General features: G+C 67.1%; 14 protein-coding genes. 7 read left to right on the top strand and 7 right to left on the bottom strand.

The genetic code is table 11. From position 1 onward, the window contains the following. Position 1: 1 nt before the first annotated feature. The gene (gene ngg, locus LJE61_RS00870) at positions 2–1,738 is read right to left on the bottom strand and encodes an N-acetylglutaminylglutamine synthetase (RefSeq protein ID WP_296917117.1); all 1,737 of its coding nucleotides are present in this window, start codon (positions 1,736–1,738) and stop codon (positions 2–4) included. A gap of 5 nt (positions 1,739–1,743) precedes the next feature. Beyond that, entirely contained in the window at positions 1,744–3,519 is a 1,776-nt protein-coding gene (locus tag LJE61_RS00865; RefSeq protein WP_296914271.1) for an N-acetylglutaminylglutamine amidotransferase, read from the bottom strand. Positions 3,520–4,131: 612 nt separating this feature from the next. Between LJE61_RS00865 and folE the strand changes: the two genes are divergently transcribed. After that, complete coding sequence (folE, locus tag LJE61_RS00860; protein WP_296917115.1) at positions 4,132–4,770, top strand: GTP cyclohydrolase I FolE; 639 nt, start codon at positions 4,132–4,134, stop codon at positions 4,768–4,770. Between the two features lie 194 nt (positions 4,771–4,964). Here folE and ilvC read toward each other — a convergent pair whose 3' ends face one another. The 4 genes from ilvC to LJE61_RS00840 all read right to left on the bottom strand — a co-directional run bounded on the left by ilvC (position 4,965) and on the right by LJE61_RS00840 (position 9,947). Next, positions 4,965–5,981 (bottom strand): ketol-acid reductoisomerase, encoded by a 1,017-nt coding sequence (gene ilvC / locus LJE61_RS00855; RefSeq protein ID WP_296911710.1) that lies wholly within the window; start codon positions 5,979–5,981, stop codon positions 4,965–4,967. Between the two features lie 308 nt (positions 5,982–6,289). Next, positions 6,290–6,781, bottom strand: coding sequence for an acetolactate synthase small subunit (ilvN, locus tag LJE61_RS00850; RefSeq protein WP_296911708.1), 492 nt, complete (start codon positions 6,779–6,781; stop codon positions 6,290–6,292). Between the two features lie 37 nt (positions 6,782–6,818). Continuing rightward, the gene (locus tag LJE61_RS00845; protein WP_296911706.1) at positions 6,819–8,600 is read right to left on the bottom strand and encodes an acetolactate synthase 3 large subunit; all 1,782 of its coding nucleotides are present in this window, start codon (positions 8,598–8,600) and stop codon (positions 6,819–6,821) included. 282 nt (positions 8,601–8,882) lie between these two features. Then, positions 8,883–9,947, bottom strand: coding sequence for a PilZ domain-containing protein (locus tag LJE61_RS00840; protein WP_296911704.1), 1,065 nt, complete (start codon positions 9,945–9,947; stop codon positions 8,883–8,885). 209 nt (positions 9,948–10,156) lie between these two features. Between LJE61_RS00840 and LJE61_RS00835 the strand changes: the two genes are divergently transcribed. Beyond that, positions 10,157–11,878 (top strand): proline--tRNA ligase, encoded by a 1,722-nt coding sequence (locus tag LJE61_RS00835; protein WP_296911702.1) that lies wholly within the window; start codon positions 10,157–10,159, stop codon positions 11,876–11,878. Between the two features lie 166 nt (positions 11,879–12,044). Continuing rightward, positions 12,045–12,560, top strand: a complete 516-nt coding sequence (fabA, locus tag LJE61_RS00830; protein ID WP_296911700.1) for a 3-hydroxyacyl-[acyl-carrier-protein] dehydratase FabA — start codon at positions 12,045–12,047, stop codon at positions 12,558–12,560. Between the two features lie 77 nt (positions 12,561–12,637). Here fabA and LJE61_RS00825 read toward each other — a convergent pair whose 3' ends face one another. Then, the gene (locus LJE61_RS00825) at positions 12,638–16,801 is read right to left on the bottom strand and encodes a hypothetical protein (RefSeq protein WP_296917113.1); all 4,164 of its coding nucleotides are present in this window, start codon (positions 16,799–16,801) and stop codon (positions 12,638–12,640) included. 313 nt (positions 16,802–17,114) lie between these two features. Here LJE61_RS00825 and LJE61_RS00820 point away from each other — a divergent pair, with 313 nt between their 5' ends. The 4 genes from LJE61_RS00820 (at position 17,115) to LJE61_RS00805 (ending at position 26,944) form a co-directional block, all read left to right on the top strand. After that, the gene (locus LJE61_RS00820) at positions 17,115–20,489 is read left to right on the top strand and encodes a hypothetical protein (RefSeq protein ID WP_296917111.1); all 3,375 of its coding nucleotides are present in this window, start codon (positions 17,115–17,117) and stop codon (positions 20,487–20,489) included. A gap of 87 nt (positions 20,490–20,576) precedes the next feature. After that, positions 20,577–22,298, top strand: coding sequence for an ABC transporter ATP-binding protein/permease (locus tag LJE61_RS00815; protein ID WP_296911694.1), 1,722 nt, complete (start codon positions 20,577–20,579; stop codon positions 22,296–22,298). 15 nt (positions 22,299–22,313) lie between these two features. Further along, positions 22,314–25,403, top strand: coding sequence for a galactose-binding domain-containing protein (locus LJE61_RS00810; RefSeq protein WP_296917108.1), 3,090 nt, complete (start codon positions 22,314–22,316; stop codon positions 25,401–25,403). 230 nt (positions 25,404–25,633) lie between these two features. Next, the gene (locus LJE61_RS00805; RefSeq protein ID WP_296917106.1) at positions 25,634–26,944 is read left to right on the top strand and encodes a DUF3422 family protein; all 1,311 of its coding nucleotides are present in this window, start codon (positions 25,634–25,636) and stop codon (positions 26,942–26,944) included. The last annotated feature ends 1 nt before the right edge of the window (position 26,945 follow it).

The following is a 26,945-nucleotide window of genomic DNA, read 5'->3' as shown; positions in this document are numbered from 1 at the left end:
TCTACTCCCGGGCGGCAGTCTGTGGGAACAGGAGGTCGACGAAGCGCTCGGCGGTCGGTTGCGGCTCGTGGTTCGCCAGGCCGGGTCGTTCGTTCGCCTCGATGATGACATAGTCGGTGCCACTGACCGAAGGCACAAGAAAATCCAGTCCGGTGACCGGGATCGCGAGGGCCCGGGCTGCCGCGACCGCCGCCTCGGCCAAGACGGGGCTCAGTTCCGCGGTGACGTCATGGATCGTTCCCCCGGTATGCAGATTGGCAGTCTTGCGCACCTGCAGCGACACGCCCTCCGGGAGGGTCGTCTCCAGGTCATAGCCTGCCTCTTGGACGCAGCGCCGGGTCTCGTCGTCCATCGGGATGGCGCTCTCACCCCCGGTCGCCGCGCGTCGGCGGCGGCTCTGGGCTTGGATCAGGTCGCGGATCCTGTGTTGGCCGGTGCCCGTCACATGGGCCGGCCTTCGGATCGCCGCCGCGACGACCTTGCAGTCGATGACGACGATCCGCAGGTCGTCACCCGCAACGTACTCCTCCAGGATCACCTGCTCGCACACCCGCCGGGCAGCGGCGATCGCCCGCTCCAGGATCTCCGGATCCCGTACGTCGACACTGATCCCCACCCCCTGCTCGCCGCGCGCCGGCTTGACCACCAGACGGCCCAGCCTGGAGAGAAACGCCTCGGCCTGATCGAGGGCCTCGAAGCGGGTCTGCTCCGGGACCCGCAGGCCGGCCCGTCGCAGCAGACGGTGCGTCACCGACTTGTCGTCGCAGCGGCTCATGGCCACCGCGCTGGTGAGCTCACTCAGGCTCTCGCGGCAGACGATGCGGCGACCCCCGAGCACCAGGGCGAAATAGCCGGCCTCGGCATCCAGGACCTCGATGCCGATCCCGCGGCGTCGCGCCTCGTTCACGATGATGGTGGCGTAGGGGTTGAGCCTGGCCTCCGGCTGCCGTCCGATGAACAACGGCTCGTTATAGGCGTTCTTGTTCTTGAGAGCAAAGGCGGGGATCCGCTCGAAGCCGAGCTTGCGGTAGAGCCGAATCGCACGGGTGTTGTCGTGGATCACCGAGAGGTCCAGGAACCCGCGTCCACGCGCCTGGTAATACTCGATCACCTGTCGGACCAGCGCATCCCCGATGCCCGGATAGGGTGCCTGGGCATCGACGGCCAGCGCCCAGAGACTCGCCCCGTTCTCCGGGTCGTCGAAGGCCGCGACGTGGTCCACCCCGGTGACGGCCCCGACGATCATGCCATCCTGCTCGTCCTCCGCCACCCAATAGCTCAGCACCTTGGACGTGCGATGGCCCCAGACGAAGTCCGGAGTGGGCGGCACCATCCGGCGAGCCGTATAGAGCCGATGGATCGCCTCGGCATCCTGGCGGCTGTTGAGCAGGCGGACATGAAATCCTTTCGGGCGCCGCGGCGAGCACTGATAGCGCTCGAGCCAGAGGCGAAAGGTATGGGACGGATCCAGGAAGAGATCCTGGGGCGCATAGGACAGCACCACATGCGGATCGCTCAGATAGAGCGCGACGTCGCGCGTCCCGGGCCGCTCCTCCCGAAGCGTTTCCGCCAGTGCCTCGGGATCGGCGAAGGTCTGGCCGAAGAGTAGCCGCCCCCAGCCGCAGTCGACGACCGCTGGCCGCTCCAAAGCCTGATCGGCCCGTGGCCGGCGGTCCCAGTTCTTGAGCGAAGGGGCGCGACTGCGCTCGAGACGTTGATGGACTCGGTCTCTGTTCATGAGAATCAGACCCCTTGTTCCTGAAGCCACATCTCCAACAAGGCGACCTGCCACAATTTGGATCCCCGCAGCGGGGTGATGTGCTGGTCCGGCGCCGTCAGCAGCTCCTCCACATAGGCCGCCTGGAATAGACCGCGGTCGCGGGCGCGCGGCGAGTGCAGCAGATCCCGCACGGTCGTCAACACCTCCCCGCGCAGGTATTTGAGGGCGGGCACCGGGAAGTAGCCCTTCGGTCGATCGATGACCGAGCTCGGGATCAGCCGCCGGCCGATTGCCTTGAGCACGCATTTTCCATCGTCGCAAAGCTTGTGCTCATCGGGCATGCGCGCGGCCAACTCGACCAGCTCGTGGTCGAGAAAGGGCACGCGCGCCTCCAGGCCCCAGGCCATCGTCATATTGTCGACGCGCTTGACCGGGTCGTCGACCAGCATGATCTGCTGATCGAGCCGCAGTGCCTTGTCCACGGGCGCATCGGCGCCAGCACGGGCGAAATGTCGCGCAATGAAGGCACGGCTCTCGTCCTCGCCGTGGAACCGGGGGTCGGCCGCACGGCGAAACTCATCGTGCGTCCGATCACAGAAGGCCCGGGCATAGTCGGCGACCGGCGCCTCGCTTCCGGCCATGGGCGGATACCAATGATAGCCCGCGAAGACCTCGTCAGCGCCCTGCCCGCTCTGCACGACCTTGACGTGCTTGGCCACCTCCTGCGAAAGCAGGTAGAAGCCGATGACATCATGACTCACCATGGGCTCGGCCATGGCGCGCACGCAATTTGGGAGCTCAGGCAGAAGTCGCGACGCCGAGTCGACCCGAATCTTGTGGTGTCGGGTCCCGAAGGCCTCAGCAATGATGTCCGAGTACTGAAACTCGTCCCCGACCTCGGACCCGACGGTCTCGAAGCCGACCGAGAAGGTATTGATACCGCGCTGGCCCTGCTCCGCCAGGAGGGCCACGATGAGACTGGAATCCAGGCCGCCGGACAGCAGGACGCCGACGTCGACGTCCGCCACCAGCCGGCGCGCGACCGCCTTACGCAGACCGTCGAGGACCCGCTCCTGCCAATCCTCGAAGGAGAGCGCTCGCTCCTCCGGCGTCGTCGCGAAGGAGAGATCCCAGTAGCAATGGTCGTGCTGCCGACCGTTCGGCTCGATCGTGCGGATGGTCGCCGGAGGGAGCTTGCGGACACCGCTCAGTATGGTGTGCGGCGCCGGCACCACCGCGTGGAAATGCATGTAGTAGTGCAGCGCCACCGGATCGATGTCGGTCGAGACCCTGCCTGCCGCGATCAGGGCGGGCAGGGTGGAGGCAAATCGCAGCCCCCCCGGCACCTCCGCGTAGTAGAGCGGCTTGATGCCGAGGCGGTCACGCACCAGCGTCAGGCGACCGGAGTCCCGTTCCGTGACGGCGAAGGCGAACATGCCGTGGAAGCGATCCACACAACGGGCCCCCCAGGCATGAAAGGCCTTGAGGACGACCTCCGTATCGCCGTGCGAGAAGAATCGGTAACCCTGCCCCTCCAACTCGGCCCGCAGCTCCTGGTAGTTGTAGATGCAACCGTTGAAGGCAATCGAGAGGCCCAGCTCGCTGTCCACCATCGGCTGTGCGGCGTGATTGCTCAGATCGATGATCGACAGGCGCCGATGGGCGAGCGCGACCCGACCCTGCTGCCAGATGCCATCGCCATCGGGGCCGCGGGGGATGATGGCCGCGCTCATCGCGCTCAAGGCGCCCAGATCGATCGGGCTGTCGTCGAAGCGGATCTCACCGCAGATACCACACATGACGGATTCTCCGGGGGCTGCGGAGCGCGCGGCCTGTTGGGGCGAGGAGCGAGGACACGGGTTCGCGAGATCGCGTCGCCCTGGCTCTGCCGGCGCGCTCCGATCGAGCGAATCGATTGGAGCTGGGCGGGTACGGGGTTTGACCGAGGCTTATGGATCGCAACCGACGGAGGGACTCGAGGCACAGGCGCGCCGCCGTGGACAGGCGACGCGCAGGCGGGCTGGATCGATCGGCTGGTTGGACATGGCCTTTTGTCCGCAGATCCAAAGACGCCGACGTGCCAAGCGATGAGACGAGGCTGGCCAATGCAGCATTTCCCTCGGCACACGGATGTGTCGTCGTTTCAAGGCCCGCAAGCGCCTGAACCCGAGGCGATCCGGAACACCCGTCCTCGAATCGCGAGCTGATTCGTTCCAGGGGCGGAATACATCAGCGACTGCTAAATTCTAACCAATGCGCTTGCTGCTGACCAGTTGGGCGGCGTTCGACCGCCCCCCTTTAGCGGATCCTCGGTTCCATTTGTCCGAAGCAGCCCCACTGTTCTGACCAGCGTCTGTTCAAGTCCAAGGTCGGCGTCTCGCCGCCCATTCCCAGCAACACCAGGTGGAACCATGGCAGAGAAACCGAAGCTCACCCAAGTCTTCGCGCAGAGCCACTATGCCTCAAGCTTCGAGGCGGAATCCGAGGATGAGGTCTACGACGAGCGCAAAGAGGCGCTCGTCAAGGGCATGCTCACCGAGATCGGCGAGGACCCCGATCGAGAGGGTCTGCGCCGCACGCCCTTGAGGGTCGCGAAGGCGATGGACTTCTTAACCAGCGGCTATTCGATGTCCGCCGAAGAGATCATCAAGAAGGCCGTCTTCGAGGAAGACGTCAAAGAGATGGTGGTCGTCCGCGACATCGAGTTCTATTCCATGTGCGAGCACCATATGCTGCCCTTCTTCGGCCACGCCCATGTCGGCTATCTTCCGAATGGGAAGGTGGTCGGGTTGAGCAAGGTCGCCCGCGTGGTCGACGTCTTTGCCCGACGGCTGCAAGTCCAGGAACGTCTGACGAACCAGGTCGCCGACGCCCTCATGGAGCACCTCGGCGCACACGGCGTCGCCGTGGTCATGGAAGCCAGCCACACCTGCATGATGATGCGCGGGGTCCAGAAACAGCGCAGCAGCACGGTCTCCAGCGCCATGCGCGGTGCCTTCGACACGGATCCGCGCACCCGGTCGGAGTTCATCTCCTTCATCAAGAGCTGAAACGCCGCCGGAAGGTCGGCTCACGGCGGCCGCAAGCCAACCCGACGGGGAACGTATAACCCAGCCTAATCCAGCGCAGCGGAATCTAGATCTCCCGGCATCGGGCGTCGCGGCGTGTAACCGCTCACAAGATAAGGGCCGCGTGCATCGGCACGCGGCCCGTTCGGCGTCGGCGGATCTCGGGGTGCGGGCGATCAGTTACGGGACTTGTCGACCAGCTTCTTCTCGCGGATCCAGGGCATCATCTCGCGCAGGCGCTCGCCGACCTCCTCGATCTGGTGCTGCTCGCCGAGGCGGCGCATGGCCTTCATCGAAGCGGCACCGGCCTGATTCTCGAGGATGAACTCCTTGGCGAACTGGCCGGTCTGGATCTCGTTGAGGATGCGCTTCATCTCCGCCTTGGTCTCGCCCGTGATGATGCGGGGACCGCGGGTCAGGTCGCCGTACTCGGCGGTGTTGGAGATGGAATAGCGCATGTTGGCGATGCCGCCCTCGTAGATGAGGTCGACGATCAGCTTGACCTCGTGCAGGCACTCGAAATAGGCCATCTCGGGGGCATAACCTGCCTCGACAAGGGTCTCGAAGCCGGCCTGGATCAGCGAGGTCAGCCCCCCGCACAGCACCACCTGCTCGCCGAACAGGTCGGTCTCGCACTCCTCGCGGAAGCTGGTCTCGATGATCCCGGCGCGTCCGCCGCCGTTGGCCGAAGCGTAGGCCAAGGCAATCTCGCGCGCCTGCCCGGTGGCATCCTGGTAGACCGCAATCAGGCTGGGCACGCCACCGCCCTGCGTGTAGGTCGAGCGCACCAGGTGGCCGGGGCCCTTGGGCGCGATCATGATCACGTCGAGGTCCTCGCGCGGGACGACCTGACCAAAATGGATGTTGAACCCATGGGCGAAGGCGAGTGCCGCACCTTCCTTGATGTTGGGCACGATCTGCTCGCGGTAGAGCGCCGCCTGATGCTCGTCCGGGGCGAGCACCATGACGACGTCGGCGCCCCTGACCGCCTCCTCGATCGACCGGACCTCCAACCCGGCGTTCGCGGCCTTCGCCGCCGATGCCGAGCCAGGCCGAAGGCCGACGACCACCGACACCCCTGAGTCCTTCAGGTTGTTGGCATGGGCATGGCCCTGCGAGCCGTAACCGATGATCGCCACCTGCTTGCCCTGGATGAGTGAGAGGTCGGCGTCTTTGTCGTAATACACATTGATGGTCATTGCGATGGATCCTAAGGTGCGGGGATGAAGAAAGGATCGGTCAGCGAGCAGGCGTCGGCCGAATCGGATGGCAGGCCGTCACGCCGCTGTAGTTACACGACTCTTGGGGCTGAAACGCGTGGAGACTGAAAAGCGGCGTTTGATCGGAGACCCCCCATGGACAAACCCAGGCATCTTGCCGTTTAAGCGGCTTGACTCGATAACATCGGAAACCTGAACCGCGCCTGCCAGGGTGTCCGCCGGCAAAGGCAGGGCCCGGGCCATGCCCGGAAAGCGCCTGTTGCGCCGGCGCCGGATGCGGCTCAGACCGTCAGACCCTTGTCACCTCGCGCGATGCCGGTCGGGCCCGAGCGGACGACCTCGACGATCAGGCCCTCCGGCACGGCATCGATGAAGGCGTCAAGCTTCTTCGAGGCCCCGGTCAGCTCGATGACATAGCTGGTATCCGTCACATCGATGATCTTGGCGCGAAAGATCTCGGTCAGACGTTTGATCTCCTCGCGATCCTCCCGCACGGCACGCACCTTGATCATCATCATCTCGCGCTCGATGTGCGGGCCCTCGGAGAGGTCCAGGAGCTTTACGGTATCGATGAGCTTGTTCAACTGCTTCTTGATCTGCTCGACGATGTCGTCGTTGCCGGTCGTGACCAAGGTCATCCGCGACAGCGTCGGGTCGTCGGTCGGGGCAACAGTCAGGGATTCGATGTTGTAGCCACGCGCCGAAAACAGGCCGGCGACCCGCGACAGGGCGCCCGCCTCGTTCTCCAGCAGAACGGCGATGATGTGTCTCATATCTCAGTCTCTGCGCTACCGTTCGAAATCGTCAGGGTCACGCCAACTCGCGGTCCGAGAGGCTCGGGGCCAGATGCATCTCATGGTGCCCCTTGCCGGCCGCGATCATGGGGTAGACGTTCTCGGTCGGATCCACGACGATATCCATGAACACGAGGCGGTCCCGCAGACCGAATGCCTCGGTCATGGCGGCCTCCAGATCGGCCGGCTGCTCGACGCGCATGCCGACGTGCCCGAAGCTCTCCGCGAGCTTAACGAAGTCCGGCAGGGCATCCACATAGGAGTGCGAATAGCGGCTTTCGTAGAAGAACTCCTGCCACTGCCGCACCATGCCCATGTATCCGTTGTTGAGCAGGATGACCTTGATCGGCAGGCCATATTGCAGGCAGGTGGCAAGCTCCTGGATACACATCAGGATGCTGGCCTCTCCCGAGACACAAGCCACCTGGGCATCCGGGAAGGCCAACTGCACACCCATCGCCGCCGGGAGGCCGAACCCCATGGTCCCGAGGCCGCCGGAGTTGATCCAACGCCGCGGCTTGTCGAACGGATAGAACTGGGCGGCGAACATCTGATGCTGACCGACATCGGAGGTCAGATACAGGTCGCCGTGGGTTACCTTGTAGAGTGTCTCGACCGCATATTGCGGCTTGATCGACAGGCTGCTGCGGTCGTAGCGCAGACAGTCCATGCCCCGCCACTCGTCGATCTTGGCCCACCAGTCGGGGAGCGGCGGCGCGTCCGAGCGCGGCACCTGCTCACGATAGAGCTTCAGCATGTCTGCCAGCACATTCGAAACCTGCCCGACGATCGGGACATGCACCTTCACGTTCTTGGAGATGGACGAGGGATCGACGTCGACATGGATGATCTGCGCATGGGGGCAGAAGTGCTCGATCTTGCCGGTGACGCGATCGTCGAAACGGGCGCCGACGGCGACCAAGACGTCCGTCTCGTGCATCGCCATGTTGGCCTCGTAGGTGCCATGCATCCCGAGCATGCCGATGAACTGAGGGTCGGTCATCGGATAGGCCCCCAGCCCCATCAGCGTGCTGGTGATGGGAAACCCGGTTGCTCGCACGAGGTCGGTCAGTTGCGCCGAGGCCTCGCCCAGCACGACACCGCCGCCCGTGTAAAAGACCGGCCGCTTGGCCTGGACGATCAGATCGACGGCCTTACGGATCTGTCCGGAATGGCCCTTCTGGACCGGATTGTAGGAACGCAGCTTGATCTCGTGCGGGTACTCGTACGGGATCTTGATGTTCGGATCCGTCACATCCTTCGGGATGTCGACCACCACGGGCCCGGGGCGGCCGGTGGTCGCGATGTAGAAGGCCTTGCGAATGGTCCTGGCCAGCTCGCGCACGTCCTTGACCAGGAAGTTGTGCTTGACACACGGCCGCGTGATGCCGACGGTATCGACCTCCTGGAAGGCGTCGCTACCGATCACGGGGGTCGGCACCTGGCCGGTGAGGATCACCATGGGGATGGAGTCCATGTACGCGGTCGCGATGCCGGTGACCGCGTTGGTGGCCCCCGGACCCGAGGTCACCAGGCAGACGCCGCACTTCCCGGTGGCGCGCGCATAACCGTCCGCCGCATGCGAGGCACCCTGCTCGTGGCGGACCAGGATGTGTTTGACCGCTTCCTGCCTGAAGAGTGCATCATAGATGTGCAGGACGGCGCCGCCAGGATAGCCGAAGACGAACTCGACACCTTCGTCGACGAGCGCCTGGACGACGATCTCGGCGCCGCTCAGCTCCTTGCCACGCTTGTCCGGCCGCCCCGACTCGGGCTCGTGCGCTCCACTCAGTGCCACCTCGGTGACCTCCGAATCGGCCCCTCCAACAGGTCGGATCGTGCCGGCGCGACTCGGCCGGTGCCGACGACTCGACCCGGGATGGACCCGAGTGCGCCGCCGACAGGTCTCCGGCCTCCGCGGGGCGGGCCCGCGACTCGGGGAGGGACAGCTAAAAGGTTGAAAAGGGATTGACGGTACAGTGATCGGCGCGATGGGTCAAGACAGCGATCCCGGCGCTGAGCACTCGAGACCCGCAGCAGGTTCCTGGCGGCCCATGCGCGGGCTGGAGGCCGCCGGATGTCATAGGTGGCGGCTGCGATGCGCCACACCCTCTGCGCGGCTTGGCGCCCCATAAACGGCATCATGAACGCTCTGCAGGAGACGCAGCTCGTCCAAGGCGTCCTCGGGCCACCCTCCCGAGCCGGTCTCGCTCGCGAGCCTCAGATCCAGCAGGCAGGCATCGAACGCATCCGGGTCTCCCCAAACCGCTTCGAGCGCCTTCAGGCTGTCGCGATAGCGCGATTCCAAGACGGACAGGGGTGCTCCGTCCTGCCGGCGGATGGCCCGACGCTCCCCGATCGGAGTTGCGAAATGCAGGTCCCGCAGCCAATCCCCGGCACCGGCGGAGCTCGCTTCGGCGTCTCGCGAGGCGGCCTGGAGCGGACCGATCAAGCGATCGACGATACCCTTGAGCGCGGTCGGCGGGTGCTCGAACCCGAGCTTCAGGCTGAACAGGCGGCCCAGGGGGAACATCTCGGTCTCGACCCGGGCGACCTCGAGCACACGCGCCCGCAAGCGGATGGCGGGCATCTCATCGGTGCCCCGGATCACCAGACGGAGGCTCTGTTGCGTGTCATACGTCTCGAGGACCACGACGGTTAGGCTTCCGCCCGCAACCTGCTCGAGAACCTCCCTCATCGCGGTCGAATCATCGATCCGCACCTCGAGCCCGCTGAACAGATCAGCCGATTCGCTATCCGGCGGTCGCTCGGGTGCATCGAGCATCCTCAGCAGCCTTTCGAGCCTGGACTGACTCCTGGGAGAGAGGCTCGCGAACCGCACCGAGACCTGCCAGTGGCCAGTGTCGAGGCGCTCTGCGCGGACGACCTCGGCCTCCACCGAGATCCGATGTCCCGACTTCCAGGGATACAGGAGGCAAAGTCTCCCGGACAGCTCGGAGCCCGGATAGGATGTAATGAACTGTGCGCCGCTCCAGGAGATGTCCTGATTCATGGCGGTGATCGGCTCGCTCAGCCCGGGCACGACCAACTGGATCGGGATCCGCACGCCGATGCGTCGCTGGGTACGACGGTTCCGAACGCCCGATTCGGGCAGGTCTTTCGAGGGATCAGATTGAATCGTCATCGCTCGAACCGATCTACGGCCCGCGCCCGAGTACTCCCGGCATCGCAAGGGCTCAGGGCTAGCAGGCACCTCCAAACCCGAATCACCGCGATCACCCGAAATCCTTGAGCAGGTCCGATGCCTCAGCCGCGAGCTCGACCATCGGGCGGTTGTCTCGCCATGGGTTGAACAATACACTGCCTGCCTTTGACCTGCTCCCTGCCTCGCCGATGCGCACGTCTCAGTTCCCGATCCAAACCCTCAAAGAGACCCCCGCCGACGCGGAGATCGCCAGTCACCGGCTGATGTTACGCGCCGGGATGATCCGCAAGCTGGCGGCCGGCCTCTATACCTGGCTGCCGATGGGGTTGCGGGTGCTGCGCAAGGTCGAGGCCATCGTCCGCGAGGAGATGGACCGCGCCGGGGCACTCGAAGTTTCGATGCCCGCGGTGCAACCCGCCGAGCTCTGGCAGGAATCCGGCCGTTGGGACCATTATGGACCCGAGCTCCTGCGTCTGCGCGACCGACATCAGCGCGACTTCTGTTTCGGTCCGACTCATGAGGAGATCATCACCGACCTCGCCCGCAACGAGCTCAAGAGCTACAAGCAGCTGCCGGTCAATTTCTATCAGATCCAGACCAAGTTCCGCGATGAGATCCGACCGCGGTTCGGCGTGATGCGGGCACGCGAGTTCCTCATGAAGGACGCCTACTCGTTTCATCTGGACGATGCCTCGCTTGCCGAGACCTATGGGCAGATGCATGCGACTTACAGCCGCATCTTCACCCGTTGCGGTCTCGACTTCCGTCCGGTTCAGGCCGATACCGGCAGTATCGGCGGCAACACCTCGCACGAGTTTCACGTCCTGGCGGATTCCGGCGAGGACGCCATCGCCTTCTCGGATGCCGGCGATTACGCAGCCAATGTCGAGCTGGCAGAGGCCCTGCCCCTGGCCGACGTCGCCCCGACGCCTTCCGAGACGGCACGCCTGGTGGACACCCCGAACGCGCGCACGATCGCCGACCTGGTGCAGCAATTCGGCCAGCCGATCGAGCGGACGGTCAAGACCCTGGTCGTGGCTGCCTCCGCGGAGATCGCGCCCGACCTGGTCGCCCTGCTGGTGCGCGGCGACCATGATCTCAATGCCGTCAAGGCCGAGAAGCTGCCCCAGGTCGCCTCGCCGCTGCGAATGGCCAACGAGGCCGAGATCCGCGAGACGATCGGCGCCGGTCCCGGATCGCTCGGTCCGAAAGACCTCCCGATCCCGTGCGTGGTGGACCGCAGCGTAGCGGTCACGGGCGATTTCAGCGCCGGCGCCAACCGGGACGGCAGGCATTGGTTCGGCTTGAACTGGGGCCGCGACCTGCCACTGCCCGAGGTCGCGGACCTGCGAAACGTGGTCGACCGTGATCCCAGTCCGATGGGCACGGGACGTCTGCGAATCGCACGGGGGATCGAGGTCGGGCACATCTTCCAGCTCGGGCGCAGATACAGCGAGGCCATGAAGGCCACCGTGCTGGGCGAAGACGGGCGCGCCACAACGCTGACCATGGGCTGTTACGGAATCGGGGTGTCGCGTGTGGTCGCTGCCGCGATCGAGCAACACCACGACGAGCGCGGGATCTGCTGGCCCGTCCCCATCGCCCCCTTCCAAGTGGCCTTGCTGCCGATGAAGCTCGGCAAGTCGTATCGTGTCCGCGAGGCGACGGAGCAGCTCTATGCCGACCTGAAGCAGGCGGGCATCGACGTCCTGCTCGACGATCGAGACGCCCGTGCAGGGGTCATGTTCGCCGACATGGAGCTGATCGGTATCCCGCATCGCATCGTGGTCGGAGACAAGGCGCTCGACGCGGGAGAGGTCGAGTACAAGGGCCGCTCCGACAGCGAGACGCGGTTGATCCCGATCGAGGAGGTCGTCGCCTGGCTGCACGAACGCCTGCGTTCGGCCTGAAGAGGCCTGCCCAGACGCACGACGCGATCCAGACAGAGCGCATCGCCCGCCCAGCCAGCCCGCCATTGCTGAGACACCCGCCGTCCGACCACCCGCTCGGGCGCGCGACCCCGTGACCCCGCCGGCCGTTCGCAGGGTCGCCCACCCCACCCAGAACCCATTCGACATGCACAAAGAAGCCTCTTTCGATCGCGACGCGCTCTTGGCCTGCGGCCATGGCGAAATGTTCGGCCCGGGCAATGCCCAGCTGCCCGTTCCGAACATGCTGATGATGGATCGCATCTTGAGGATCGCCAGCTTCGGCGGCGCGAACGGCAAGGGCGAGATCCTTGCGGAGCTGGATATCAAGCCCGAGCTCTGGTTCTTCCAATGCCATTTCCCGGGCGATCCCGTCATGCCCGGCTGCCTCGGCCTCGACGCGCTTTGGCAGCTCGTGGGCTTCTACCTCGCCTGGATAGGCAATCCGGGGCATGGGCGCGCACTCGGGGTCGGCGAGGTGAAATTCACCGGCCAAGTGCTCCCGACCGCGAGCAAGGTCACCTATCACATCGACATGAAACGCGTGATCACCCGTAAGCTGGTGCTCGGGATCGGCGACGGCGCTGTCCAGGTGGACGGGCGCACCATCTACACCGCAAAGGACCTGCGGGTGGGCCTCTTTACCTCGACAGAGGGTTTCTGACGGCCAGCGCCGCCCCGCCTGAACCCATCATCCTCGACCCGCAGCCCGGATGAAACGCGTGCTGAATCCGAGACAGCTCAGGTGTCGGTGGGCAGCGGTTCAGGGGGCGGCTCGCGTTTCATCGGGCTCGGCCTGTGACCCGCCAGCCGGGTCTCGCGCCAGAGCACCGGCTTGGAGAGACCTTCCCAGCCCCAGCGAAGCCAGTCGAGGAGCCGCATGGCCAGCCACAGCGCCCAGGCGAGCATGAGCGCGCGGTAGACCCACATGGGGACCGAGAGCACCCACACCTCGGGCAGCCTGGGGCCGCCCCGGTCCTGGTACCACTGGAGCGTCGTGGCGGTCGAGCCGTTGCCCATGATCTGCATGTGGGGCGGGCCCAGCAGGCCCTGCTGGACGGCCCCGATGAGACCGCTGAGGGCGACGACCGTCAGGATCAGGAGACCCACCTGCAGCAGGTTGAACCGCCAGGGCGGACCGGCGTGCGGCTCCACCCGATGGCGCAGGCCGAGCGCGAACAGCCAGCCGACGACCAGCAGCACCACCCAGACCTGTGCCAGGATCAGGCCGACGCCGAGCAGAAGCCAGTCGTGGACGCGCAAGGGTGTCAGGCGGCTCCGGCCCAGACCCGCGGCCAGCCCGACCAGGACCAGGAGCAACCCCCAGAAGAGGACGGCCGGCCCGATGCGCGGACCCCAGGTCCAGAGGACCCAGCGGTCGTCGGGCAGGTGCAGCGACAGGTTCAGGTTGACCGCGGGGCTGCGCAGATCGGGCGGGCTGGGCCGGTAGCCGAGCACCAGGGGCCGCGCCTCGCGCCAGGTCAGGTCCACCCGCGCGCCCCCCGGGGTCAGGGGCAGCTCCAGATCGGGCGCCGTCGCAGGCAGGGGAAGGCTCCGACCGTCGAGGTTGAGGTCGATCAGCTCGGCCCCGTCGGGCAGCCGAATCACATGGCTGCCCCCCTGGCTGCTGCGGACCGCCAGGGTCAGGGTCGACTGGGTCCCGCGGCGTCCCGGCTCGACCCGGACCTGAGCACGGTCGATGGTCAAGGTCGGCCCAGGGACGCCCGGTGGCCGGGTGAGATGCAGAACCAGGGTCTCACCGGGCAGCGGCCGCCAATTCGGCAGCCGGCGATCGGCCGGCCCGAGGCGATGGACCGGGGCGATGCCTGCGTGCTCGAGATGCCAGAGCGGACCCACGTCGAGCCGCCAATCCTCACTCAAGCGCGGATCCATGGATGCCTTGAGACGCAGCTCGCGGATCGGCTCGAGACGCGAGGCCCAAGCCAGCTCAGCGCGCCCAGCCGGCAGGTCCGCCAGGACGGTGTCGCGCCCGGCCTGGACGGCCGGCGTCTGCACCGACTCACCGGGCAGCAGCGGGACCGGGATCAGGATCGGAAACTCGCTCGGCGAGAGACGGTGCACCCGGGTCTCGACCCGCCAATCGAGCCCCATCCGCAGGGTGCGCTCGACACGCAGCAGAGGCGGAAGGGCGCCCTGCGCGAGGGGCTCTTCGGCCGGGGTCGCCGCCTCGGATGTCCGGACCAGTCGGATCTGGCCGCCGGCCCGCCCGGTCGCATCCAGGCCCTCGACGTCCCACCCGTCCACCCCGGACTCAATCCGTCGCGGCGGCATGGGAAGCGGGATCTCGAGCTGATCGCGCCCGCTCAGCGGCCCACTCAATCTGACCTGGTGCCGGCCGGTCGGCAGGGCGAGCAGAAGCTGCCCGCCCTGCCCCCGGCGCAGCCCGTCAGCGACCTCGCCATCCACACGCAGATCGACCGGCAGCCAGCCACCTGCACCGCCGGGGATGGGGGCCGCCACCGCAACCGCTGCGTCGATCGTCAGATCCAGGACCAGCCGGTCCGGATCCGCTGTGAGGATCATCAGGGGAAGATCGACGCAGTGGGGCAGACAGTCCGGCGGCTCGAGCAGGCGGGCGCGAAGCTCCTGGAGCAGCTCCGGGCCCGGCGGATCCGCGGCCGAGGCCGGCCCGCTGCCGCCCATCGCCCCCAAGCCGAGAGCGGCCAGAAGCGCGAGACCGGCCCGCGGCGCGCCGACGGCCCCGATGAGACCGGCCAGACGCAGACCGAGCAGCACCAGCAGCACGGAACCCGTGAGCGACAGGACCAGGTTCCAGGCCGGCGTCAGCAGCCAGAGTCTTGCCGACTCACGCTCGCCGACCGGCCCGGTCCAGCGCAGATCGAAGCTGCTCCAACGCCAGTCCGGGATCCCCGGCCCGGTCTGGAGACGTGCCGCGGGGTCCAGGACATCGACGGCCTCGGGGGCCGCAGCCGTGGGCTCGGAGAGGGCGTCGCCGATCCGCTCGCGCTTGGACACGGCATCCAGACCGCTCGCACCCTCCAGCTCGAACGCGCTCGCTGGCGTTGGTGGCGCGGGGGCGCCCATCATGGACCGGCTCGCTCCCCCATCGCCCAGGCTCGCCCAGGGGCGCTCCAGATGCGGGAAGAGCCCGTCGCGGACCTCAGTGACCAGGAACGGCAGTCCGATCACCACCAGCGCCAGCAACGCAAGGCGATAATAGGCGGTCACGAAGGCACGCAGTCGGCGCAGTCCGGTTCGGGCCGGGGCGAGCGGGATCAGGCGCAGCAAGGCCGCGGCGGCGAGCAGGTGCAGCCAGACGAGGCGTGGCGCACCCGGGGTCTGCCAGGCCAGCCCCAGCGCGACGAGGGCGAGCAGCGCCCAACCCCAGCCCCAGAGTCGGCCGACGCCGAGGGCGACGATCAGCACCAGGAAGAGGTCGAGCAGGCTCCAGCGACCGACCCAGGTGTTCGGCAGGTTGTCGACGCCCTGGACGGTCAGCAGGTCCCAACCTGGCGGCAGATACAGCCGCGCGCTCACATCCTCGAATTCGGGCGCCCATCCCGAGGCCGGCAAACGTCCCGGCGCCGATTCGAGACGGGCGTCGGCGACCACATCGAGGCGCCCGCGTCTGACCTCGACGCCCGGCGGTGCCTGGTCGTCGAGGCGGGTGATGAGGACCGGGTGGCCATCGACCCGCACCTGCCCAAGCGCGAGCGATGGACCCGCATCGAGGCGCCAGCCGCGCGACAATTGGCCGCTGATGCGATCCTGCACGCTGTAACCCGCACGGTCGAAGTCGAGCCAGAGCTGGCGCTCCAGACGCAGGCGGTCCGGCCCCGGATCGGGATCCCCTCGGACCTCCTCGGCCAGCTCGAGGACACCGCCCCGCCCGACCCGATAGACCGGGAGGCGCATCCAGTCCTCTGGGATGCCGGTCTGGCGCGGGTCGATGGCCTCGACGCCGGAGATCTCGACCCGACGCAGCTCGGGGCGCGCCGCAAACGCCCAGACCTCCTGCTCGGGCCAGGGTGCGGCGGCCTCCCCGCGAGACAGCTCCGCGACCGCACCCGGATGATGAGCCGCGACCTCGAGCACCCATCGGCCCGGCCGCACCTGGACCCGCAGAACACCGTCGTCCGCCAGTCGCGCCGGCAGTGGACTGGCGATCCGCAACGGGATTCCCTCGGGCAGCAGGACCGGACCCAGGCGCACCTCTCGGGCACGCCCGGAGACCTCCAGCTCGAGGCGAGTCAGGACCTCGAGCGGCAGGCTGTCCTCGATTCGACGATAGACCTCCAGGCCAAGGCGATCGCCCATCTCCTCCGTCTCGGGCCCGGCAGGATCGCGGAGCCAGAGACGATTGGCCTGATCGAGCCGAGGATTCGGTACGACCCGACCTTCGCGCGCCAGCGCAACCAGGCCAATCGACGGCGGGATCGCCAAGGCGTCCGGGGGGCGGTCCCAGGCGAAGCGACCGGTTACCCGGTGCACCCCCGGGCCGAGCTTCACCGCGGGCCGACCGTCGCGCGGGACCACCGGCAGACCAAGTGAGCCGGCCACGACATTTTGTGGCCAGGCGCCGGGGTCACCAGGCAGCGGCACCCAGCTCTCGGCGAAGACCTCCCAGGCCTGCACGAACCCCCCCCCGCTCGGGTCGAGCGCCAGCTCCAGGCGCCCGGGCCAGGCGCAGATCCGTTCCCCGTCCCCCGGATTGATCGGGCAGGCCCGGCGATCCTGTCGCTCGGGGCCGCCCTCCAGGACCCAGGGCACCCAAGGCCGCAATGCCTCCGGGATAGCCGGCTCGCTGACCCCCGCCATGCCTTGATCCGGCCGCGAGCCGAGGGGCTCGTCCTCCAGGGCGTGGAGCGGCGTGACCAGGATGAGAGAGAGCACCAGGGTCCGTGTTAGGCTGACCGGCATCATGTCGAACCGCCGCAAGGTTGACTCAGGCTGGCAGAGGATAGCGTCGATCGGGCAGGGACGGCCAGCGTAACGCCCCGGCCGCGGATGAGGGGGACCAGCGCTCGCGGAGAGAGGCGCGACCGTTGCGCCTGCTCCACACATCGGGGCGACCAAGATCCGCGGGGTGCAATTCACCTTCCCGCGGCCTAAGCTTCAGCCCGTCGAGCGACACCGCGTCGCTGACCGTGCGGGAAACGCAATCAATCCGCGTTTTCGCTGGGCGCCAAGAGCAAGGATCAGGACCTCGACGCGGTCCGTTGAGAAGGAGCAGCCCATGACCCGACTGACCAGTGACCATCCTCGGCGCCTCGCGAGTGCGGGCGGCCTGACCCTGGAGGTGAACGCCAACGGCTCGATCCGGCGGATGGACCATGAGGACATCATTCTTAACCTCTTTCTCGGCAACGAGCTCGAGGGGGGGCCAGCCAACCTCTATCTGCGCCGCCACGGCGAGCAAGTCGAGTCCGTCGCGTTGCTCGGCCCGGGCAGCCCGGCGCGGGTGCATTGCGACGCAAGGGGACTCTCGCTCGCCGGTGTCTGGAAGGGTGTTCGGTTTGGCGTTGAGCTCGTACTGGCCGAATCGGCCCCGGCCTGGTTCTGGCACCTGGAGCTCGAAAACACCAGCGACCACGCCGTGACACTGGATCTCATCCACACCCAGGATCTGGCGCTGGCCCATTTCGGCGCCGTGCGTCTGAACGAGTATTACGTCAGCCAGTATCTCGACCACACGCCGCTCCAGCACCCTGAGCGGGGTTGGGTGCTGGCGACGCGGCAGAACCAGGCGATGGGCGGTCTCCATCCCTGGTGTCTGATCGGCTCACTGGGACGGGGTGTCAGCTACGCTACCGACGCTTTGCAGGTGCACGGCCTGGCCACCCGCGCAGGCCGAGAGCCGATCGCCTTGAGCGAGGGCCTGCCCGGTGCCCGACGCCAGCACGAGCACGGCATGGCGGCCATCCAGGAGGCGCCGCTGCAGCTGGAGCCGGGCGCGCAGGTGATGCGGGGATTCTTCGGCTGGTTCCAGGCCGATCATCCGGAGGCGACCTCCCCCGTCGATCTGGCCGCCGTCGAGCGGGCGCTTGCCCTGCCCGAGGCCACCCCGCGCTCTATCGCGATCCCCGAGGCGGCCGCGCCGGCAACGGCTAGCCTGTTCGCCCCCGTGCTCCCGCTGGAGTCGCTGGATCTGACGCCGAGCGAGATCACCGATCGGTTCGGCGCGAACCTGCGTCATCTGGAGACCGACGAAGGCGTGCCGCTGTCCTTTTTCACCGACGACCGAACGCATGTTGTGCTCAAGGCCAAGGAGCTGGCCGTGCTGCGGCCGCACGGTCAGATCCTACGCACCGGCTCCGAGCTGACGCCGGACGAGGCGGGGCTGACCTCGACCGTCTGGATGGCCGGCGTCTTCCACTCGCTGGTGACCCAGGGGCACGTCAGCATCAACCGGCTCCTGTCCGCCACCCACGGCTATCTGGGCCTCTTCCGTTCGCACGGCCAGCGACTGCTCGTGGAGCTCGACGGCGACTGGCGGTTACTCGATGTTCCGTCCGCCTTCGCCATGACCCCGCAATGTTGCCGCTGGGATTACCGTCACGCGCGCGGCTGGATCCAGGTCACCAGCCGGGCACCCACCGACCGCCATGAGCTGACCCTGACGGTCGAGGTGCTCGCGGGTCCGCCCGCGCGTTTCCTGCTGTCCAGCCATGTCGCGGTCAACGGCGACGACGGCGCGTCCCCGGTGCCGGTGCACTTCGCCAGGTTCGGGGAGCGGTTCCTGATCCGGCCCGTCCCCGACTCCGACGTCGGGCGGCGCTTTCCCGATGGCGATTTCCGTCTCGCGCCCTTCCCCGGGACCCGGATCGATCGGTTCGGAGGGGACGAGCTTCTCTTCACCGACGGGTGCTCCCGCGATCAGCCTTTCCTCTGTCTCGTCACCGAGCCGGCGACCTCCATCGGCTTTCGCCTGACCGCGCACCTGGTCACCGACGAGGGGCCAAGCGGCCTGGACGAGGAGACTTACTGGCTGCGGATCACGGCCGGCTTGCAGCTGCATCCGCCTGCGGGCAGCACCTTGGCCGACGACGCGGCGCGGCTGGGCGAGATCCTGCCCTGGCTCGCCCACGACGCCCTCATCCACTATCTGAGTCCGCGCGGGCTGGAGCAGTATTCCGGCGGCGGCTGGGGCACCCGCGACGTGTCGCAGGGACCCGTGGAGCTGCTGCTCGCCCTCGGATACCACGAGCCGGTGCGCGATCTGCTGGTGCGGCTGTTCAGGAACCAGAACCCGGATGGGGACTGGCCCCAGTGGTTCATGTTCTTCGAGCGGGAGCGCACCATCCGCCCGGGCGACTCGCACGGCGACATCGTCTTCTGGCCGCTGCTTGCGCTGGGGCAGTATCTCGCCGCTTCCGGCGACCGCGCACTGCTGGACGAGGTGGTTCCCTTCTTCCACCCGGAGGGGGACGAGCGGGCGGAGCGCGCGACCATCCATGCGCACCTGGCGCGGGCCCTCTCGGTCATCCGCGAGCGGCGTATACCGGGCACCCGTCTCGCCGCCTACGGCAACGGAGACTGGAACGACTCGCTGCAGCCGGTCGACCCGAGCATGCGGGATCATCTGTGCAGCGCCTGGACCGTAACGCTCCATCATCAGACGCTTGTCACCCTGGCGACGGCCTTCCGGCACCTGGGGCTCAGCGGTCCGGCGGCGGTTCTTCTCGCCGAGGCAGACGCCGTGCGCGCGGACTTCCAGCGGCTCCTGATCGTCGACGGCATCCTGACCGGCTTTGCCGATTTCAAGGACAAGGACGCCGTCGCCTATCTGCTGCATCCGCGTGACACCGCGACGGGTCTCTCCTACAGCCTGCTGGCGATGGTGCATGCGATCAGCGACGGCCTCCTGACGCCGGAGCAGGCGCGCCGGCATCTGGGCTTGATCGAGGCGCATCTCCTGGGTCCCGATGGGGCCAGACTGTTCGACCGGCCCATGGCCTATCGCGGCGGACTGCAGCGCCGTTTCCAGCGGGCGGAGAGCAGCAGCTTCTTCGGCCGCGAGATCGGGCTCATGTACACCCACGCGCATCTCCGCTACGCCGCGGCGCTCTGGCGTGTCGGCGACGCCGAGGCCTTCTTCCGCGCGCTCTGTCAGGCCAACCCGATCGGTATCCATGGATTGGTCCCCGCGGCCACGCCGCGCCAGGCCAATTGTTACTATTCCAGCTCAGACGCGGCATTCGCAGACCGCTACGAGGCCTGCTCGGAATACGAGCGGGCGCTGCGCGGGGAGATCCCTCTGAATGGCGGCTGGCGGGTCTATTCGAGCGGGGCGGGGATCGGTATGGGGCTGATCCTGTGTTGCCTGTTGGGGCTGCGGATCGAACGGGGGCGGCTGGTGATCGACCCCGTGATCCCGGCAAGCCTGGGTGGCCTGCGGGCCAGGCTGGAGCTGGCGGGACATGAGCTGGAGGTCACCTATATCGTCGGAGACGCGGGGTGCGGTCCGGTCGCCGTGACCCTCAACGGGACCGGTCTCGATTTTAGCCGGGGTGCATCCCCCTACCGTGTCGGGGCCGCGGAGATCACCCTGGAGACGTTCCGCGCAGGTCTGACCAACGGCCTGAATCGAATCGGGGTCGAGACCGGATAGGGCGACCAACCCCGCAGGCATTGCCTGCATCGTGCCGGTTCCGGGCACCGGACCTTCCTTGAACCGGCGAACGCGGGGCATCGAGACATGAAACACCAGCCGATTCCGCATCGCGTGACGGGGGCGCGATTCGTTCAATCGGTCCGCGACTTTGTGACCTCGGAGGTCGGTGGGAAGGCCCGATGGATGTTTGCGGGGCTGATCGCTTTCCTGTTCGCGATCAACGGAATGAACGTCGTCAACAGCTATGTCGGCCGGGACTTCATGACCGCGATCGCGGACCGCGACGAGGCCGAGCTCATGCGGCAGGCCCTCTTCTATCTCGCCGTCTTTGCCGTCTCCACCCTGCTCTCGGTGTTCTCGCACTTCACCGAAGAGCGCCTCGCGCTGCTATGGCGGGAGGTCCTGACTCGGCGGTTTGTCGATCGCTATCTGGCCGATGGAACCTACTATCGTCTGGAAGCTTCCCGGACCCTCCCCAATCCGGACGAGCGCATTGCCGAGGACGTCCGATCTTTCACCGTGACCACGCTGTCCTTCATGCTCATGGGGCTGAACAGCAGCTTCACGGTATTGGCGTTCTCAGGGGTGCTCTGGTCCATCAGCCCCCCACTGTTCATGGTGGCCGTACTCTACGCCGCAGGCGGCTCGTTGCTGACGATCCTGCTGGGTCGTCCGCTGGTTGGTCTCAACTACGACCAGCTCGATCGGGAGGCCAATTTCCGCGCCGGCCTCATCCACGTGCGCGAGAACGCCGAGGAGATCCTGCTGTCCGGCAGCGAGCCGCGGATCTCGGAACGTCTGCGGGATCGTCTGGCGGGCCTGGTCGGCAACTTTCGTCAGATCATCTGCGTCAACCGCAACCTCGGTTTCTTCACCACCGGCTACAACTGGCTCATCCAGATCATTCCAGCCTTGATCATTGCGCCGGCCTTCATGGACGGGCGGGTCGAGTTCGGCGTGGTGACACAGTCGGCGATGGCCTTTTCGACCCTCGTGGCCGCCTTCTCACTGGTCGTCACCCAGTTCCAGTCGATCTCGAGCTTCGCCGCCGTGGTCGAGCGGCTGAATTCACTGACCGAGGCCGTCGAGCACACCGCGCCCGTATCGCGATCGGCCGTCGAAATCCATACAGCGGGTCCGCAGCTGGCGTACGAGCGGCTCACCCTGCGCTCACCCGAGGACGGCCGGATCCTGGTCAGGGATCTCTCGATCGCGATCCCCCTGAGCAGCCGGGTCCTGATCCGGGCCGAGGACGAGGCGGCGACCCTGGCCTTGTTCAGGGCAACGGCGGGCCTCGACGTCAGCGGCGACGGATGTCTCTTCCGACCCGGCGCCCAAGACCTGCGCTTTCTCGCCGAACGGCCCTACCAGCCGCCCGGGACCTTGCGTGCGGCGCTGGTCCCCGCCGGGGCGGACACGACGGTCGCCGACGCGGAGATCCTCAAACTGATCGGGGACTGGGCCCTGGACTCGGTGCTGGCGCGGGCAGGCGGGCTGAGCACCGAGCAGGACTGGGAGAGCCTGCTGTCGCTCGGCGAGCAGCAACGCCTGGCCTGCATCCGCGTCATACTTGCCGCCCCCCGCCTCGTCCTGCTCGACCGACCGCAAACCGCACTGGGCAGCGAGCATATCAGCATGGTCCTGAAGCGATTCTCCGCGGCCTCCATCGGCTATGTCCACCTCGGCCGGTCCAATGGGCCGGGTGATCTCTACGATACGATCCTGGACATCCGCGCGGATGGCAACTGGAGCTGGACGGGCGATCGGGCGGCGCGGATCGTGGGGGAGGACTCGCGCTCGACGTAAATTGGGAGCACTGCAATGAACAGCGACATCTTGGATGACTTCGCGGATCTGTCCGGCTGGAGCGCCATCACCTCGGGACAGTCCAGCCTGCGGATCTCCCCGGAGCGGGGGCGACACGCGGGCGCGATGCGCCTGGACTTCGATTTTCAGGGCGGCGGTGGCTTCGTGGTCGCGCGCAAGGCATTCGACCTGACCCTGCCGGAGAGCTACCGCTTCGATTTCGGCATCCGCGGCAGCGGACCCAGCAACATCCTCGAGCTCAAGCTGGTGGACGCCTCCAACCAGAACGTCTGGCGTTATCGCGAGGAGGCATTCGAGCCGCCGGATGACTGGCGGGATGTGCATATCAAGAGCAGCCAGATCGCCTTCGCCTGGGGACCGCTGGGCGGGGGCCCGGCGCACCGGATCGCCGCCATTGAGCTGGTGATCGCCGCCGGACCCGGAGGACAGGGGACGATCTGGATCGATGATCTTCGCCTCGAGGACACCAGCTACTACCTGACCCCACACGTGGAGGCGACCAGCTCAATGCCCGGCTGCGACCCATGGCACGTCTGCGACCCGTCTCCCGCGACCTGCTGGCGCAGCACCTGCACGGACAAGCCACAACGGCTGGTGATCGATTTCCGGTGCGAGCGGGAGTACGGCGGCCTGGTCATCCGCTGGGACGACCAGCGACGGCCCCGAGTCTTCAAGGTCAGGCTCTCCAGCGACGGAGACGACTGGCGAACCTGTTACGCGAGCGATCACGGGGTCGGCGCGGAGACCTATATCTACCTCCCCCAGGCCGCTTCCCGCTATGTCTCGCTCGAGTTGCAGCGCAGTCAGGGCGGGGCGGGGTTTGGCATCCGGCGCATAGAGGTCAAGCCCTACGAGTTCTCCCGCTCCATCAACGACTTTTTCAGCGCCATCGCCGAACGGACAAGGGCCGGCCTCTATCCCAAATACCTCCTGGGGCGCCAGACCTACTGGACCCCTGTCGGGACGGGAGAGGACGTCACCCAGGCGCTCTTCAACGAGGAAGGCCTGGTGGAGGTCGACAAGGGCGCCTTCTCGATCGAGCCCTTTCTCTTCGTCGACGGCCGACTCCTGACCTGGGCCGATGTCTCCCTGAGCCAGGCCCTCGAGCGTGGGTATCTGCCGGTCCCCTCCTGCGAATGGCAGGCCGGCGACCTGAGACTCCACATCACCGCCTGGGCGACCGGGGCGCTGGGGGACTCTTGCCTCTTCATCCGCTACCGTCTCGCGAACGACTCGCACAGGGCACGACCGCTATCCCTCTTCGCCGCCATCCGCCCCTTCCAGGTCACGCCGACCTGGCAACACTGGAACGACTTCGGCGGTGTCAGTCCGATCCGCACCCTGACTTACGCGTCAGGCCAGGTTCGGGTCGATCGCGGCAAGTGGGTCATTCCCCTCGCGGAACCCAGCGGGTTCGGCGCGGCGACCTTTGGCCAGGGCGGGGTTACCGAATCCTTGAGATCGGGACGACTGCCGGATCGGGCGCAGGTGGACGACCCTTTCGGCTATGCCTCCGGGGCACTGCGGTTCGATCTGGAGCTGCCGGCGCACTCGGCGCACGAGATCGATCTTGCAGTCCCCTTCGGCGAGCCGAATCCGGGAAAGACGGCGCGGTGGTCCACCGGTCTCTCCGGCACCGGGAGGCTCGGGCGCGCCCTGTCCGAGTGGGAGGACAGGCTGGGGGCTTTCGACATCCAGTTGCCGTCACAGGGCGCAGCAGTCGTGCACACCCTCAAGACCGCCGCTGCGCATATCCTCGTCAACCGCGACGGTCCCGCGCTCCAGCCCGGACCGCGCCGTTACGCGCGCGCCTGGATCCGGGACGGTGCCCTGATGGGCGCGGCCCTGGCGCGGGTCGGGCGCGCCGGGGAGGGACGCGACTTCGTCCGCTGGTATGCGGGCTATCAGAGTGCCGACGGCAACCTGCCGGACTGCGTGGATCGCGACGGCTGCGAGTGGCTGCCCGAATATGACAGCTGGGGCGAGCTCATCTTTGCCGTGATGGACCACTACCGCTTCACCGGCGACCGCGAGTTTCTGTCCGAGATGTGGCCGTCGGTCCTGAAATCCGTCGACTTTCTCGTCTCGCTGCGGAACCAGCGGCTGACCCCCCAATACCGGGCGCCGGAGCGACGAGCCTGCTACGGCCTCCTGCCCGAGTCCATGAGCCACGAGGGCTACATGGCGCATCCGGTGCACGCCTACTGGGACGATTTCTGGGCGCTGCGCGGCTTCAAGGACGCCGCGGAGATGGCCGGTCTGCTCGGCGAGCGGGCGCAGTCCGGGCGCATCGCCGCGCTGCGCGACGCCTTCCAGGAAACGCTCTACGCCTCGCTGGACCTCGTCATCCGGGAGCGCGGACTGGATTTCGTGCCCGGCTCGGTGGAGCTCGCCGACTTCGACCCATCGGCCACCGCCATCGCCATCGCGGTCGCCGACGAGCTGCATCGCATGCCGCGCCCTGCCATCGATCAGACCTTCGACAAATACCTTAGCGGGTTCCGCGAGCGGATCCGCGGAGAGATTCCCTGGGCCAACTACACCGCCTACGAGATCCGCATCATCGCCGCGCTGGTCCGGCTCGGCCGGCGGCGCGAGGCGCATGAGCTCCTGGACTTCTTCCTGGCCGACCGACGCATCCGGCCCTGGAACCAGTGGCCCGAGATCTCCTGGCGCGATCCGCTTGGCCCCAGCTTCATCGGGGACATGCCGCATAGCTGGATCGGCGCCGAGTACATCCTCGCAGTCCGCAGCCTCTTCGCCTACGAGCGCGAGGCCGACCGGAGCCTCGTCATCGCGGCCGGGATCTCCGAGGACTGGCTAAGCGACGGCGGGGAGGTCCGGGTGCGCGACCTGCCGACGCATCATGGCCGCCTCAGCTACCACCTGCACCGTGAGGGGCCGGACGCCTTGCGCGTCTCGCTCTCGCCGGGCCTTGTCGTCCCTGCCGGCGGCATCCTCGTCATGCCCGCGCTGCCGCGTCCTCTGGCCCGGGTCGAGATTGATGGCCGCAGCAGCAACGCATTCGGCCCGGACTGGGCAAGGTGCCGCGAATGCCCCGCGGAGCTGTTGTTACGCTGCTGACTGGGCGCCTCTCGCGCTCGCCATCGTTCGGGGTTTCGCGGCGCGGCAAGAAGGGCCGAACGACATGTCAAATGACGTCAAAGCCGCACGTCGGGGCGTCGACAGCCGCCGGTCGCAGACCGCGAGCATCGGTGCCGGCACGGTTCAACGGCGACCAACGCCGGTCCGCCCAGGCCTTTCGTCATGAAGCCCGGTTATACTCGGGCTTCGCAACACGGAGCATCGCAAACATGCCCCTTCCGTTCCGAGAGCATCCGCTCCGCCGTGCCGTCGCGGCCGAGCTGCACGCCCGGACCTATGATCCCCTGCGAGCCCCGGCACGCGTCGCTCAGCTCGCAGTGATGTTGGGCGAGCAGGGTCCCGAGGCCAGCATCGAGCATCTCCAGCGGCTGCTGGAGACGTTCGGCGGGCCCGTCCCGGACACATTCGATCAACACTACGCGGCCGATGTGGGGCCCCTTCGCCTGGGCTGGGAGCGTCACACCGAGTTCGTCACCTACACCTTCAGCAGACAGGGGGCCTTCGATCACCCTTTCGCCGCGTCCGTGCTCGATGAACTGCCCGCGCAGTGGCTGCGAACGCTGCCCGGCGAGACGATCGCCGCGGTCACGATGGCGATTGAAGCCTGCGATGCGCCGGAGCGCGATGCCGACACATTGACCGCGTTGTTCGAAGGAAACCCCGTCATCGGCTCAGAGGTGGTGGCCGGGTCGGCACGCGCCTGGTCGGATCTGCGGATTCATTCCGACGGATTCTTCCACATCCTCATTCGCGACTGCAGCATGTCCGACAACCAGGCCGGGCGGCTCGCGAAACGCATCCTGGATATCAACTGCTATCGGGCGCTCGCATTGCTCGGGTTGCCCCTGGCGCGTGAGGTGTCGCCGGCACTCAGCGAGGCCGATCGCCGACTGGCGCTGGTGGCATCGCGCATGACCACCCCGGCCAGTTCCAGCTCCGAGAGCGACCTGCTCGCCGAGTTGACCAGTCTCGCCACCGAGATCGAGGCGCTCACCGCGCGCACGACCTATCGCTTCGACGCCGCGCGCGCCTATTACGGCATGGTCCAGCAACGGCTGGAGCAGCTGCGCCAGCAGCGCATCGAGGGCCTGCAGACCTTCTCCGAATTTCTCGACGCGCGCCTGGCACCTGCGATCGCGACCTGCGAGGCGACCCAACACCGGCAGTCCGACCTGGCCGAGCGCGCCGCCCGATTGACCAGCCTCTTGCGTGCCCGGGTGGAGGTCTCGTTGCAGCAGCAGAACCGTCGACTCCTGGAGTCCATGGATCGCCGCGCCCAGCTGCAGCTTCGCCTCCAGGAGACGGTGGAAGGACTGTCGGTCATGGCGATCGGCTATTACGGTGTCGGACTCGTCGGTTATGCGCTGAAGGGTCTGGAGAAAGGCGGTCTCCCGCTCGACGCGACGCTCGGCATGGCCATCGCCCTCCCCTTCGTGGTCGGCTTCACCTGGTTTGTCCTCAGGCGCACGAAGAAGCGCTTGACCGGCTCGACCGAATCGGCTTCACGCGACTTGGCTTAAG

Source organism: Thiocapsa sp., from assembly GCF_022340925.1.
Taxonomy (GTDB): domain Bacteria; phylum Pseudomonadota; class Gammaproteobacteria; order Chromatiales; family Chromatiaceae; genus Thiocapsa.
The sequence above is the reverse complement of the archived record's forward strand: the minus strand, read 5'-3'. Positions and strand labels throughout refer to the sequence as shown.

Bases quoted from the DNA above. Each gene is read 5' to 3' on its own strand.
- LJE61_RS00840 (WP_296911704.1), bottom strand. From the start codon at position 9,947: ATGACGATTCAATCTGATCCCTCGAAAGACCTGCCCGAATCGGGCGTT.
- LJE61_RS00805 (WP_296917106.1), top strand. From the start codon at position 25,634: ATGCCCCTTCCGTTCCGAGAGCATCCGCTCCGCCGTGCCGTCGCGGCC.
- LJE61_RS00820 (WP_296917111.1), top strand. From the start codon at position 17,115: ATGACCCGACTGACCAGTGACCATCCTCGGCGCCTCGCGAGTGCGGGC.
- LJE61_RS00835 (WP_296911702.1), top strand. From the start codon at position 10,157: ATGCGCACGTCTCAGTTCCCGATCCAAACCCTCAAAGAGACCCCCGCC.
- fabA (WP_296911700.1), top strand. From the start codon at position 12,045: ATGCACAAAGAAGCCTCTTTCGATCGCGACGCGCTCTTGGCCTGCGGC.
- ilvN (WP_296911708.1), bottom strand. From the start codon at position 6,781: ATGAGACACATCATCGCCGTTCTGCTGGAGAACGAGGCGGGCGCCCTG.
- LJE61_RS00810 (WP_296917108.1), top strand. From the start codon at position 22,314: ATGAACAGCGACATCTTGGATGACTTCGCGGATCTGTCCGGCTGGAGC.
- folE (WP_296917115.1), top strand. From the start codon at position 4,132: ATGGCAGAGAAACCGAAGCTCACCCAAGTCTTCGCGCAGAGCCACTAT.
- ngg (WP_296917117.1), bottom strand. From the start codon at position 1,738: ATGAACAGAGACCGAGTCCATCAACGTCTCGAGCGCAGTCGCGCCCCT.
- LJE61_RS00825 (WP_296917113.1), bottom strand. From the start codon at position 16,801: ATGATGCCGGTCAGCCTAACACGGACCCTGGTGCTCTCTCTCATCCTG.
- LJE61_RS00865 (WP_296914271.1), bottom strand. From the start codon at position 3,519: ATGTGTGGTATCTGCGGTGAGATCCGCTTCGACGACAGCCCGATCGAT.
- LJE61_RS00815 (WP_296911694.1), top strand. From the start codon at position 20,577: ATGAAACACCAGCCGATTCCGCATCGCGTGACGGGGGCGCGATTCGTT.